Genomic DNA, 12796 nt, shown 5'->3' with positions numbered 1-12796 from the left:
CGGTGCCCGGTGGTGGCGTCCACGTGCCCCGGCACCGCGTCGTGCCGGTCACCCACACTCGACGTCCCGGACGGCTCGAACATCAGGATCGACGCGCCCTGCGGCGCGGACGGCCGGTGCTCCACCCCCCGCGGCACCACGTACACCGCGCCGCGGGGCAGCACCACCTCCCGCTCCGCGCCGTCCGCGCCGTCGCGCAGCGCGATCCGCAGTTCCCCGTCGAGCACCAGGAAGAACTCGTCGGTGTGGTCGTGGGCGTGCCAGACGTGTTCCCCGGCCACCTTCGCGATCCGGACGTCGTAGTCGTTGACGGTGGTGACGATGCGCGGACTCCACAGCTGGTCGAAGCGCGCCAGCGCGGCAGCCAGCTCGACAGGTTCATCTCTCATGAACCGATCCTCGCGCGCGCTGGCCAGCCGGTGGGTACCGCACCGCGGCGCGTCAGAGGAACCGGTGCATGACGTGCAGCCCGACCCTGCCCAGCGTGGGGTGCGCGAACGCCTCCGGCACGGTGCCGATCACCGCGAACCCGAGCCGCCGGTACAGCTCGACGGCCGCCGCGTTGCTCTCCGCCACCGCGTTGAACTGCATCGCCGCGTAGCCCTGGCGGTGGGCCCAGTCCAGGGCATGCTCGGCCAGCGCCCGGCCGACACCGCGGCCCCGGGCGGCGGCGGCCACCATGAAGCTGGCGGTGGCGACGTGCGAGCCGGGCCCCGGCTTGTTCGTACCCATCTTGGCGGTGCCCAGGATCTTGCCGGCCTCCTCGGCCACCACCGTGCAGCCGGGCGGGCGTTCCACCCACACGTCGCGCAGGACATCCGGGGGCCACGCCGGGTCGTACGGGAAGGTCTCTCCCGCGGTGACGACCTCGTCGAGGATCGGCCGGACCTGCGCCCAGTCGGCCTCGGTGTATTCGCGGATCCGCATCCCGCGCACGGTAGCCGCATCCCCGCCGCTACGCGATCCGGTTTGCCGGGCCGGCCGGAAGGCGCCATCGGGCGGCCCGCGCCCGCGCCGGCCCTGCTCACACCCGCGGCGGACCCGGCTCACCGCGTACGGCACGCTCCTCGACCATATTCGGCCGCGCCTGTCGATCATGGGCGCTAGAGTGCCGCGCATTCCCTGCCGCCATTCGAGGGGAAGGCCGTGGTCCTCGTCTCCGGCATTCACCACGACGAACCCGACCCGGTGGCAGAGGAGATCACCACGACGCTGAAGGGACCGCCGGCTTGACCCACACCGCAACCGCACTCACGGCCGACCTGCGACGGATCGAGGCGGACGGCTACCGCCTCCGCCCGGGCGAGCGGGCGGCGGACCTCGTTCCGGCGCTGCTGGCCCACATCGGCGACCTCGACCCGCAGCTGCGCGACGAGTTGGTCTACCCGACCTTCCACGCGTTCGTCACCGGCGACCGGCTCACCGAGGACGAGCTGCGTGACCTGCTCGACACCCTGATCGACGACCAGCACCTGTTCCACGGCATCGGCGGTCACGACGATCCGACGGTGTTCACCCGGACCTTCAGCATGCTGGTCGTCGCCCTCGTGCTCGCCCGGCACCGCGACCGCCCGTTCCTCACCGCCGAACAGTTCGCCCGGACCCGCGACGCCCTGCTGCGTTACCACCGGCAGGAGCGGGACCTGCGCGGACTGGTCACCGAAGGCGGCTGGGCGCACGCCGCCGCGCATCATGCGGACGCCCTGAACGAGTTGGTCCGCTGCCCGGAGAGCGCCCCGGCCACCCACCGCGCCGTCCTCGACGCGCTGGCGGCGCTGCTGCACAACGGCACCACGATCTTCCCGGACGAGGACGATGAGCGGATGGCCACCGTGGTGGACGTCCTCGCCGAGAAGGAACTGCTCCCGGAGGCGGAGATCGCCCAATGGCTGGGCCGGCTGGCCGACTGCGCCGACCAGCCCCGCAGCCGCGCCCAGATGGTGGCCCGGGTCAACACCCGCAACCTGCTGCGCAGCCTGTGGTTCCGACGCCCGCGGACCGGCGTGCTGGCCGGCGCGTTGCGCGCCGCCGAGACCCGGGTGAACAGGTTCCGGGCGCCCTGACCGACCGGGCCATACTTGGCGCCATGCTCTGGGGTGTCAGCGGACCGCGCTTCCTGCTCGACTACGTCACCGCGGTCGCCGTGGCCCTCGCGGTCGCCGTGGCGGTCCGTGAGCTGACCGGCCGGCGGGTCCGGGGCGCGGCGCCGGACCCCGTCGAGCTGGCCTACCTGACCGACCGGGCGGGACTGGCCTGCCAGGTGGGCGTGGCCGTGCTGCACGGCGCCGGGTTGGTGCGGCGGGGCGAGCTGGCCACCCTCGCGGTGGACGGCCCACCGCCGGCCCGCTCGGGGCAGCTGGTCCGCGCCCTGCACGCCGCGCTGCGTCGGCCGCAGACCTGGGCGGCGGTGCTCGCCGACCCCGGCGTGGGGCGGGCCCTGCGCCGGCTGGTGGGACGGCTGGTCCGCGACGGCTGGCTGCTCACCCCGGCGCAGCGGCGGTGGGTGGCGCTGGGCACCGTGCCCCTGTTCGCGGTCGCCGTGGTCGGGCTGACCCGGCTGGTCGACAGCGCCGTCGAGGGTCGTGCTGCGGGCGGCCCCGCCTCGGTGGTGGGGCTGCTGCTGTGCTGCCTGGCCACCGCACTGACCGGCTGGTGGCTCAGCGAGGTGCCGGAGACCGGCGCCGCCGCGCGTCGCCTGCTGCGGCGACTGCGGCGCCGGCACGCCGACCTGGACCCGCAACGGCGGCCGGTGTGGAGCGAACGCGGCACCGACGAGCTGCTGACCGCGATGGCCCTGTTCGGGCCGCGTCCGCTGCTGGCCCTCGACCCCCGCCTCGGTGAACTGGTCGGCATCGACGCCGAGCGAACCCGCCCGGCCCCGCAGCGCAAGCTGTCCCGGAGCTGACGCCTCGCGACCCGGCCACCCAGGCGGGTGCCGGGACGCGAGGCGGCTCAGCGCAGTCGGTCGGCCTCGCGGATGACCCGGCCGAGATCCCGTACCTCGGCATCCTCGGTGGCGTCGGCGGCCCGGTCCGCGATCGCCGCGAGATCGCCCAGGCGGGCCTCCTCGCCGCCCTGCAGGGCCACGGCGAAGTAGGCGGCCGCGTAGCAGGTGCGCAACCGGGGGGACGCCTCGGTGAAGTCCCGGTCCAGGTCGGCGGTCGTCACCGACTGGTACGTCTCGGCCGGCTCCCGATCCTTCGGATCGGTCCACCGCACCTGCACCCGGGCCACCCGGGCCGACGGGGAAACCCCGCCGGCGAGCCGGACGGCGTAGAGCGCGGTGACGCTGTGCCCGGGACCGACCTCGCCGCCGTCGACCCGGTCGTCGCGGAAATCCTCGTCGGCGAGCGCCCGGTCGGCGTAGCCGATGAGCCGGTAGGAGCGCACGGCCGACTTCTCGAAGGTCACCTGCACCTTGGCGTCGAGCGCCCGGACGCTCAGCGTCGCGGGCAACTGCTGCACGAACACCTTCCGGGCCTGGTCACGCTCGCCGACGTACACCGCGAAACCGTCGCCCCGGTCGGCGAGCTGCTCCATCAGCTGATCGCCGTACTCGCTGCCGACACCCACGCCGAGCAGCGCGATCTGCTTCTCCGCCTCCGCGCGCACCCGGCGCAGGATCGGCTCCGACTCGGTGCTGCCGGTGTTGGCGAGACCGTCGGAGAGCACGATCACCCGGTTGGTCCGGCCGGCGCGGAACCCGGCGCGGGCCACCCGGTAGCCGAGCACCAGGCCCGCCTCCAGGTTGGTGCTGTCCCGGGTACGCAGGGCGTCGATGGCGGTGTGCAGCTGCCGAGCGTCGGAGACCGGGGTCATCTCCCGAACCACCCGCGCCCTGCTGCTGAACTCGACGACGGCGATGGAGTCGGTGGGACGCAACTGGTCCACCAGCGTGTGCAACGCGTCCTGCACCAGATCGAGCCGACCGGGCTCGCCCATCGAGCCGGAGACGTCGACGACGAAGGTGAGGGCGGCGTCCGGACGGCTCTCCCGGCTCTCCGAGCGGGTCTGCAGACCGACCCGCATCAGCCGCTCGTCCGGCTCGGCCCGGTGGGTCCCGGGCAGTCGGGCGCCGTCGACGTGCACGGCGAAGCCGTCGCCGGCGGGCTCGGCGTAGTCCTGCCGGAACGAGTTCACGAACTCCTCCGGCCGTACCCCGGAGCGCTCCGGCAGCCGCCCCTCCCGGATGAGCCGGCGGGCGTAGCCGTACGACGCGGTGTCGACGTCGACACCGAAGGTCGACGCCGCGTCCTCCTCCGTCCTCGTGTCGGTGCCATCCGACCGGGGCGTGCCGGGGTTCGGGCGGGCCGGCCCGTGGGCGGAGTCGGCCTGCCGCCCGGCGCCCCCGGCGGAGCAGGCGGTGATCGTCATCGCGGCGGCCAGCACCACGGGCAGCAGCATCGACCGTCTCACATGGGCCATCGGATCCTCCCGGCTGGACAGAGGGGTGGTGATCCGGCCGCGGCGTACCGGATCCGTTTCGGTCATTGACGCAGGGCAACCGGGGGTCGGCTCCCGCCGTGGCCGAGCCGATACGCAAGCGTGAACGTCGTGACCGATCCGTGCACGAAGCGTGACCTGAACCGGTCGGCGCGATCGGCGGGGCCTGTGCTGCGGGCCAGCCGCCGATACGGCAGAGTGGGCCGGTACCGCAGCCGAGACGACGAGGAGGACGGCGACCGTGGAAGGCCCGAGCGGGGTGGTGTTCCCCCGGACCGGCGAGACGCGCAGCACGACCGCGCTGGGCCGGGCCGTGGTGGCCGACGCCCTGCGCGCCGTCGACCCGGTGGGCGCCCGTGCCGCCGAGCACGAGACGAACTGGCGGCACGGCTACCTCGGCCACTTCCGCCGGCTGGTCGAGGCCGGTCTGCTCTCCCGCGACGCGGCGCTGACCATCGCCCGCGACGGGCTGGCCTCCCTGCACGCCCGGATGCGCCACCTTTCCACCGACGGCACGGAGACCGGCCCCGACGAGGTGTTCTCCCGGCCGGACCCGGAGCCGCTGGAGACCGCGACCGTCACCGGGACCGGCGAGGTGGAGCGGGAACTGTCCCTGCCGTACCGGGGGCAGCGGCTGCGCGGCGACGATCTGCGCCGCCGCCTCGACGCCTGGGTGGACGCCGGCGTGATCGAACCGAGCTGCGCCGAATCGGTGGGCGCGGTGCTGGCCAACCCGGACTGGCTGGACCTGCGCGACCAGCGGATCGTGGTGCTCGGGGCGGGCGCGGAGATGGGACCGCTGCCGTCCGTGCTGCGCTGGGGCGGCGAGGTGGTCGCCGTCGACCTGCCCCGCCCGGAGATCTGGCGGCGGATGCTGCGCACCGCCCACCGGTACGGCGGGCGCCTGCACCTGCCGGTGCGTCCGGGCACCTGCGGCGACGACGCGGCGCTCGCCGCCGGCGCGGGCGCGGACCTGCTGCACCGCCTCCCCCAGGCCGCCGCATGGTTGCGCGGCCTCGACGGGCGGCTGGTGCTCGGCAACTACGTCTACGCGGACGGCGCCACGAATGTGCGGGTCGCCACCGCGGTCGACGCGCTCACCGTCCACCTGGCACAGCACCGTCCGGACGTCGCCCTGGCCTTCCTGGCCACGCCCACCGACGTGTACGCCGTACCGGCCGAGGCCGTGGCCCACGCCGAACGCGGCTACGCCGCCCGGGGACCGGCCCGCCGGTCGCTGCGGGTGCTCTCCGGCGGCCGGCTGCTGCACCGCAACTACCCGCCGGAGGCGGATCCCGGCATCAACGACAGCCTGGTCCCCCAGCAGGGGCCGAACTACGCCCTGGCCAAGCGGCTGCAACGGTGGCGGGCGGCGGTGGCCCGCGAGGCCGGGACGACCGTGTCGTTCACCGTCGCGCCGCCGACCCGGACCCGCTCGGTGCTGCGCAACCGGGCCCTGGCCGCCGCGTACGCGGGGGCGCACCGGTTCGGCATCGAGGTGTTCGAGCCGGCCACCAGCAACACCCTGATGGCCGCGCTGCTCGTGCACGACCTGCGCACCGGGGGCGGCCCCGCGCAGGAACACCCGTGGCGGGACGAGGCGTACGCGGCGGCGCACGGCGGCCTGTGGCGGGTGCCCTACGCCCCGCGCAGCGCCCTCGGGCTCGCGGTGCTGCTCGGGCTGGGCGGCGCGCGGGCCTGACGCAGGTTTCCTTGTCTTGACCCTCGGGAAGCCAACCGCATGGCCGAGACCTTCGCAGATCAGGACCTGACCACCCTGCGGTCCATCGCGCGCGGTGCCGGCATACCGGACACCGAGCGCATGCCGCACGACGAACTGGTCGACATGTTGCGCCGGGCCGGCCTGGCCGATCCGGGCGGCCGGCCCATCGACACCAGCCTGGCCGATCCCGGTGACCCGGGCACGGGCGAGGGCGTCTACCACGCCCGTGGCGTCGGACGCCGCGAGTCGGTCGGCGGCCCCGGCGCGGAGACCGGCTGGCCCGACCAGCCGACCCGGGATCCGGGCGGGCTGTCGGGGCTACCCCGCAGCGATCTGACGCTGGGTGACGAGAGCACCGGCGGTCGCGCGGCCGAGGAGGCGATCGGCGCCCGCCCCGGGCAGCCCGAGGTGCCGGACTCTGCTCAGGACACACGCGGTGTCCGGGGTGAGATCCGGGACCCGGCACGGTTGTCGGGGCTACCCCGCAGTGACCTGACGCTGGGTGACGAGAGCACCGGCGGTCGCGCGGCCGAGGAGGCGATCGGCGCCCGCCCGGGGGAGTCCGGTACCGAGATCGACGACCGCACCCAACGCTGACGCCCGCTGTGGGCCGCCCCCCGGCGGGGGCGGCCCACAATCCTGTGCAGAGCCTCTCACCCGCCATCCTGTTTCGGCGCTCAATGCACCGGTGTCGCCTCTGGGAACATTTCGCCCTTGTTTGCGGATATGCGAATGGTGAGACATCTCTCCCGATCCGTGCTCACCAAGTCCGGACACAGCTCAACAAGAACCTCATAGCCTCGACCGGTGGCTCGTCGCGTATCGCTCGGTGGCCGGTCCGCCCCGCATCGGCCGAGGCGAAAGCTGAGATACGAATATGAGACGCGCCGTGCCAAAATCGTCATAACTCGTTAACTTTCGCCATATAGTTCACTTGCGACAGCGAGCCACCGGCACAGCACCAACCAAGCGCGCTCAGCGGACACGCCGCGCCCGGCGGTACGGGCGGATGAGCATCGTCCGACGCGGTACTGCGCCGACGCGCCCAGGGCCGGACAGCCCCGGATCCGGTCGTGCCGCCGTCGGCGCAAAGACGGTGATTGGGGTGATCACCGCGGCCGGCACGGGCCTCGCCCTCCTACGGGCCCGTGCCGGCCATTACCCCAAGACCCGGTGCGCCCGTCCACGGCCGTCGCCCTCGCGGGGGCGATCCATCCAGCCGAGACCGGCCGCAGCAAGGCGAGAGGAGACGAGATGTGGCGTCCACCCACACCGGTCGAACAGGAGTTGTGGAACGCCGTCGTCGCCGGGGTCCGCGCGGCCAACCAAGCCGACCGCGAGGCGTTCCAGGCCGCCGTGCGCCGCCTGTCCCGGCTCCCCCACCCCTGGACACCGCACGTCCTCCACGACACCGCCGAGCTGCTGGTCGAGGAGTGGGACCCGGACGGTCGGTATCCCTGGCCGCTGCTGGCCGCGCAGCTCGACCACGTCACCGGCTGGCTGCCCGAGGTCCAGCCGCGGCTGCTGGCCACCCTCCTGACCGGCGGCGGACCACCACCGAGCGCCGGTACGCCGGACGCCGTCTCCGACACCCGCCTCCGCCTGCTGCTGGTCGCCCTGCTGGCCGGCGTCGCACGGGCCGGCGTCGGCGCCTTCGTCGACGTCGCGTTGGCCGGCAACAGCGGGCACCCGCCGCGTCGCCTGTCCGGCACGGTCCCGCACTGCCGCCCCGGGCGCTGACCCGCCGCGCACCCTCGCGAGTCGATCGCGTCGACCGGGCCCGCAACCACCGCACGCCGGCAACGTCGGGCAATGCCACTACGCTCTCGGCGTGCTGTCTCAGGTGAGTGGACTCTCCCGGCACTTCAGCGAAGAGTCGCTGAAGGCATACCTGCTCCAGCGGTCGGAACGCCTACCCACCGGGTGCCTGATCGTCCGGGGCTACGGCAGCAGGCGTGGCGTCCACCAGAAGCTCGCCGGGCGAGCCTGGGCACACGTGGCCGCGTACGCCGTCTTCGTCGGCGGCTACCAGCCCGACCTCGAGGTCCACCACGAATGCGGCGTGCCCGACTACATCGAGCCGAGCCACCTCCGCCAGCTCACGCACGCCGAGAACTGCCGGAACCGGAAACAGCAGCCACGGTGCCGCAACGGCCACGACCGCGAGGTGGACCCGGCGACGGGCCGCTACCGCCGGGTCTGTCGACGCTGCAACAACGAGGCGCAGAGGCGGTGGCGGGACCGCCAGGCCGCGCAGGTCGCCGAGGCCCCAGCGGCCCACGGGCGGTCGTAGCCCGGACGAGGGCACAGTGCCGTCCACCAAGAACGTTGCGGCACGATCACGCTCCTGCGCTGCGGGTGCCTCTCACAGCCGCCGAACCCGCAGCACACAGGTCAGCATCGGGAGGGTGAACTCGCCGCGCGCCGTCTCCGGTCGGCTCGCCAGGAAAGCGCGGATCCGGCCCAGCGTGGCCTCGCGTTCCTGTTCCGGCATGACCAGCATCCCCGCCCTGGTGGCAAGTGTCGCCACGAGGGAGTCGGCGGTGCGGCGCTGGCCGTGCGGGAACTCGGCCTGCTCCGGCGAGCCGAACCGGGGAGCCACGCCGGTGGTCGGAAGATGCGCGCCGGCCGTCTCGGCCCGCCAGCTGGCGGGCGTGTCACGCGGGCCGATCGCCGCGCTCCCGCTGACCCGCGCCAGCCCGGCGACCCAGCCGATCCCGTCGTCCATGGCGTTCCACAGGCCGGCCAGGATGCCGCCGGGTGCCAGGACCCTGGCGATCTCGGGTCCCGCGACGGCCATGTCGAACCAGTGCATGGCGTTGCCGGCCAGCACGACATCGACGGACGCGTCCGGCAGCGGGATCGCCTCGGCGCTCCCCGGCAGGGCACGGACATCCGGCAGTGCGCGGCGCAGCTCGTTCAGCATCGCCGGATCAGGCTCGACCGCGGTGACGTCGGCGCCCACCGCAACCAGCGTGGCGGTGAGCTTGCCGGTTCCGGCTCCGAGATCGAGCACCCGCAGGCCGGGCGCGGGCTCGAGCGCCCAGCGCACCGCGGCCTGCGCATAGTCCGGACGATGCTCGGCGTACGCGGTCGCCGCCGCGCCGAACGACGAAGCGTGACGGAGCCGATCGCCCTGTTCCACGCGATCATTCTATCGACGTTGGCGAGGTCGGGCCGACCTCCTGTCGGCGTGTGCGAGCCAGCGCCGGTGCCGCAGGCAGACGACCTCTCGCGGTGGTCCCGCCGCCCGGTGACGGGTCAGGCCGCCTCCGGCCGCCCGGCTCGCGCGTGGGCGACGGTCCGCCCGCGTTCCGACTGCGGAAACCGGGCGAGCATGGCACGTACCTCGTCGGCGCTGACGTTGGCGCCGAACAACTCGCTGCCCGGTCCCAGCCGTACGCCCTCGGCGAGGGGACCCGCGACGACCGGATCGAAGCCGAGACGGTCCACAAGGGATGCGACGGCGGCGAGATCGGCGGCGTCGTCGCCCGCGATCGCGATGGCCCTGCGGCCGGCTACGCCGTTCGGCCGCGCTTCGATTTCGAGATCGTGGTATCCCATGTGGTTGAACGCCTTGACCACGCGGGAGCCGGGCAAAAATGCCTGCACGGTCTCGCTCGACGAGGTGCGCGCGTCGGTGAGGTCGTCGCGGATGCCGTCGACCTCCCACCAGTAGTTCATGGCGTCGACGACGAGCTTGCCGCGCAACGCCTCGGTGGGAACGCTGCGGTACTTGCCGAGCGGGAGGGCGAGGATGACGACGTCGGCGCCGGCCACGGCGTCGGTCGCGGTGGTGGCGACCGCTCCGGGCGTGAGCACCTCGACAGTGAGGGCGATCCTCGCCGGGTCACCCGAACCGGCGATGAGCACCCGGTAGCCGGCGGCGACGGCGAGCCGGGCGAGCACGGTGCCCACCTTCCCGGCACCGAGGATGCCGAGGGTCTGTGGCCTGTTGCGGGAAGTGTCGGTCATGTCTTCCTTCCGAATACCGACGGGGGTGTCCGTGGGTACGGTCAACTGGCCAGGATGTCGCGGACCAGGGGGATCACCCGGGTGCCGTACAGCTCCACGGCGCGCATCCGGGCGCTCACCGGCTGCGCGCCGGCGGTGTAGATGAGGTCGAACCGGCCGACGCCCAGGCTGCGGATCGCGCGGGCCATGCGACGGGCCACGGTCTCCGGAGAGCCGATGTAGAGGGAACCGTGCGCCACCTCGGCGTCGAACTCCTCGCGACGGATCGGCGGCCAGCCCCGCAGCGCGCCGATCCGGTCCCGCATGACGCGGTAGTGCGGCCAGAACAGTTCCTTCGCCTCGTCGTCGGTGTCGGCGATGAATCCTGGTGAGTGCATCCCGACCGGGTGCGCGGTCGTGCCGAACTGCTCGGCCGCCCGGCGATAAAGGTCGATGTAGGGCGCGAAACGCTCGGGAGCGCCGCCGATGATGGCGAGCATGAGCGGGAAACCGTAGTGGGCGGTACGCACGACCGACTGCGGCGAGCCGCCGACGCCCACCCAGGTGGTGAGGCGCCCCGATTCCGTCTTCGGGAAGACGTCGGCGTGCTCGAGCGGGGCACGCAGGCTGCCGCTCCAGGTGACCGGCTGCTCGTCCAGCAGCTTCGCGAACAGCTCGATCTTCTCCTCGAACAGCGCGTCGTAGTCGCGCAGGTCGTAGCCGAACAGCGGGAACGACTCGGTGAACGAGCCGCGACCGAGGATGACCTCGGCCCGGCCGTTCGACAGCGCGTCCACCGTCGCGAAGCGCTGGAACACCCGGACCGGGTCGTCCGAGCTAAGCACGGTCACGCCGGACGCGAGCCGGATGCGCGCGGTACGGGTGGCGATCCCCGCCAGCACGGTTTCGGGCGTCGACACCGAGTACTCCGGCCGGTGGTGCTCGCCGAGGGCGATGACGTCGACGCCGAGGTCGTCCGCCAGCACCGCCTCGTCGACGACCTGCCTGATCGCCGCGGCATGGGACACGGGCTTGCCGGCATCGTCCTCCGGCACGTCGCCGAAGGTGTCGAGGCCGAACATGAGGTCAGACATGGGTGGGCTCCTTCGCCAGCAGCTCCCGGACTCGCGGGGCGACCTCGCTGCCCAGCAGCTCGATCGTGCGTGCTTCCGCGTCGCTCGGGATCCGGTCGCCGTCGGCGGCCACCTCGCCGAACGAGTTGAGTCCCAGCTCGAAGCCTTCCGCTGTCACCGTCTCCTCCTCACGTGCGTTCCCAGGTGGTCGACCCGCATCGGGAGGCCGCTCCCGACGATTGACATGTCAAACATGCTAGCCTGCAAATTGACATGTCAATCATGGGAGGAAGATGACGAAGGCCACACCCGACCGGCGGCGAGGGCGTCAACTGCCGACCGCCGAGGAGCTACGGATCTGGCGGGACTTCATCGAGACGGCGGACGCCCTCAGGTCCCGGCTCGCATCGCGCCTGCAGGTCGAGTCCTCGCTCTCGCCCGGCGACTACGCCGTCCTGCTCGCCCTCAGCGAGGCGGAGGACCGGCAACTGCGCTCCTCGGAACTCGCCACGCACATTGGCTGGGAGCGCAGCCGGCTCTCCCACCACCTCGGCCGGATGGAGCGGCGCGGACTCATCCGCCGCCAGGAGTGCGCAACCGATCCCCGAGGGGCGGGGGTCCACCTCACGCCGACCGGGGCCGAGGCGTTCCGCGGGTCCACCGTTCCGCACCTGCGCGCCATCCGTGAGCTCTTCGTCGACGCGCTCACGCCGGACCAGCTCCGCGCGGCGGGCGAGATCGCGACGGCGCTCCGCGCACAGGTGGACGCGCGGCACAACGAATGATCACCAGGGAGCGCCAGCTCCGACCAGGCTCACCCTCCACGCCACTCCACTGACACCCGCCGACAGAAGCGGGGGCATCGAAGGTCACTCGACGGACCCCACTCTTCGCTGCGAAGACACCAACGTGAGTCATTACGCACAAGAACTGTCATTATGATGTATCGGCGTTATGCCCGCTTTGCCCGGACAGATTGCCGCATTGCTGTTGCCGGTAATCCGATAATGAAGCGATACGGGAGCGGGCCTGCCAGCGCGGTGACCGGGAACGTCTGCGGCTCGGTGCGCCGACGATGGCGGGACGTCGGCGGGTGGACCCGTAACCTTCCGCCGTATGACCGATCGCGCGCTCGTCCCTGACGACTTCCCAGTCCCCCGACACCTGGTCACTGCCCTGTTCCGCCTGGAGCCACTGCGGCCGCAGCACAACACCGCCGACCAGGCCGCGTGGACCTCCAGCATCGAGCACATCCGCGCGACGCCCGGCTTCCAGGACCGGTCATGGCCGCCTCCCGCGGGGATGTCCCTGGCCGAGAACCTTGCCGACCTGGAGCGTCACGCGGAGGATCTCTCCCGTCGCACCGGTTTCACCTACACCGTCATCGAGACGGCCAGCGGCGAGGTCATCGGCTGCGTCTACATCTATCCCTCGCACAGCGACGACCACGTCACCGATGTGCGGTCCTGGGTGCGGGCGGACCGGGCCGAGCTCGACACCCCGCTGTACGAGGCGGTGACCGCCTGGCTGAGCGCGGACTGGCCCCTGGGAACCTCAACTATCAGTCTCGCCCGGCGCACCGCGACAGGTCACGCCGGCCACA

Annotated in this window: 14 protein-coding genes and 1 pseudogene; 8 read left to right on the top strand and 7 right to left on the bottom strand. The window is 72.8% G+C overall.

Annotation, left to right across the window (positions count from 1 at the left end; translation table 11 throughout):
* Both ACL02O_RS31545 and ACL02O_RS31540 read right to left on the bottom strand, forming a co-directional pair.
* The coding region (locus ACL02O_RS31545; protein ID WP_412821832.1) for a cupin domain-containing protein at positions 1-389 on the bottom strand (389 nt) is incomplete at its 3' end.
* Positions 390-441: 52 nt separating this feature from the next.
* Positions 442-927, bottom strand: a complete 486-nt coding sequence (locus ACL02O_RS31540) for a GNAT family N-acetyltransferase (protein WP_412821831.1) — start codon at positions 925-927, stop codon at positions 442-444.
* A gap of 302 nt (positions 928-1229) precedes the next feature.
* Here ACL02O_RS31540 and ACL02O_RS31535 point away from each other — a divergent pair, with 302 nt between their 5' ends.
* Positions 1230-2063: a DUF2785 domain-containing protein gene (locus ACL02O_RS31535; RefSeq protein WP_412821830.1), complete on the top strand. Its 834-nt coding sequence runs from the start codon at positions 1230-1232 to the stop codon at positions 2061-2063.
* Positions 2064-2086: 23 nt separating this feature from the next.
* Positions 2087-2905, top strand: a complete 819-nt coding sequence (locus ACL02O_RS31530) for a TIGR04222 domain-containing membrane protein (protein ID WP_412821829.1) — start codon at positions 2087-2089, stop codon at positions 2903-2905.
* A gap of 47 nt (positions 2906-2952) precedes the next feature.
* Here the strand turns inward: ACL02O_RS31530 and ACL02O_RS31525 are convergent, their stop codons facing one another.
* On the bottom strand, positions 2953-4425 hold the full coding sequence (locus tag ACL02O_RS31525; protein WP_412821828.1) for a vWA domain-containing protein: 1473 nt from the start codon (positions 4423-4425) through the stop codon (positions 2953-2955).
* A gap of 259 nt (positions 4426-4684) precedes the next feature.
* On the opposite strand from ACL02O_RS31525, the gene ACL02O_RS31520 reads away from it, so the two are divergent.
* The 4 genes and pseudogenes from ACL02O_RS31520 (at position 4685) to ACL02O_RS31505 (ending at position 8459) form a co-directional block, all read left to right on the top strand.
* On the top strand, positions 4685-6145 hold the full coding sequence (locus ACL02O_RS31520) for a hypothetical protein (protein ID WP_412821827.1): 1461 nt from the start codon (positions 4685-4687) through the stop codon (positions 6143-6145).
* A 39-nt stretch (positions 6146-6184) separates the two neighbouring features.
* Positions 6185-6475: pseudogene (locus ACL02O_RS31515) on the top strand (hypothetical protein); the annotation flags it as partial.
* Between the two features lie 945 nt (positions 6476-7420).
* Positions 7421-7906, top strand: coding sequence for a hypothetical protein (locus ACL02O_RS31510; protein WP_412821826.1), 486 nt, complete (start codon positions 7421-7423; stop codon positions 7904-7906).
* 91 nt (positions 7907-7997) lie between these two features.
* Positions 7998-8459, top strand: a complete 462-nt coding sequence (locus ACL02O_RS31505) for an HNH endonuclease (protein ID WP_412821825.1) — start codon at positions 7998-8000, stop codon at positions 8457-8459.
* Between the two features lie 72 nt (positions 8460-8531).
* Here the strand turns inward: ACL02O_RS31505 and ACL02O_RS31500 are convergent, their stop codons facing one another.
* From ACL02O_RS31500 to ACL02O_RS31485, 4 genes are all read right to left on the bottom strand, one after another.
* Positions 8532-9311, bottom strand: coding sequence for a class I SAM-dependent methyltransferase (locus tag ACL02O_RS31500; RefSeq protein WP_412821824.1), 780 nt, complete (start codon positions 9309-9311; stop codon positions 8532-8534).
* A gap of 116 nt (positions 9312-9427) precedes the next feature.
* Positions 9428-10141: an NADPH-dependent F420 reductase gene (locus ACL02O_RS31495; protein ID WP_412821823.1), complete on the bottom strand. Its 714-nt coding sequence runs from the start codon at positions 10139-10141 to the stop codon at positions 9428-9430.
* A 41-nt stretch (positions 10142-10182) separates the two neighbouring features.
* Entirely contained in the window at positions 10183-11214 is a 1032-nt protein-coding gene (locus ACL02O_RS31490) for an LLM class flavin-dependent oxidoreductase (protein ID WP_412821822.1), read from the bottom strand.
* Positions 11207-11371, bottom strand: a complete 165-nt coding sequence (locus tag ACL02O_RS31485; RefSeq protein WP_412821821.1) for a hypothetical protein — start codon at positions 11369-11371, stop codon at positions 11207-11209. Before ACL02O_RS31485 ends, ACL02O_RS31490 begins: the two co-directional genes overlap by 8 nt.
* 115 nt (positions 11372-11486) lie before the next feature.
* Between ACL02O_RS31485 and ACL02O_RS31480 the strand changes: the two genes are divergently transcribed.
* Together ACL02O_RS31480 and ACL02O_RS31475 are read left to right on the top strand one after the other, a co-directional pair.
* Positions 11487-11978: a MarR family winged helix-turn-helix transcriptional regulator gene (locus ACL02O_RS31480; protein ID WP_412821820.1), complete on the top strand. Its 492-nt coding sequence runs from the start codon at positions 11487-11489 to the stop codon at positions 11976-11978.
* A 331-nt stretch (positions 11979-12309) separates the two neighbouring features.
* Positions 12310-12796, top strand: a 487-nt coding sequence (locus ACL02O_RS31475) for a GNAT family N-acetyltransferase (protein WP_412821819.1), incomplete at its 3' end; no start/stop codon positions are given.

This window comes from Micromonospora mangrovicola, from assembly GCF_047200535.1.
Lineage (GTDB): Bacteria > Actinomycetota > Actinomycetes > Mycobacteriales > Micromonosporaceae > Micromonospora.
This window is presented reverse-complemented; position numbering and strand designations above follow the sequence as displayed.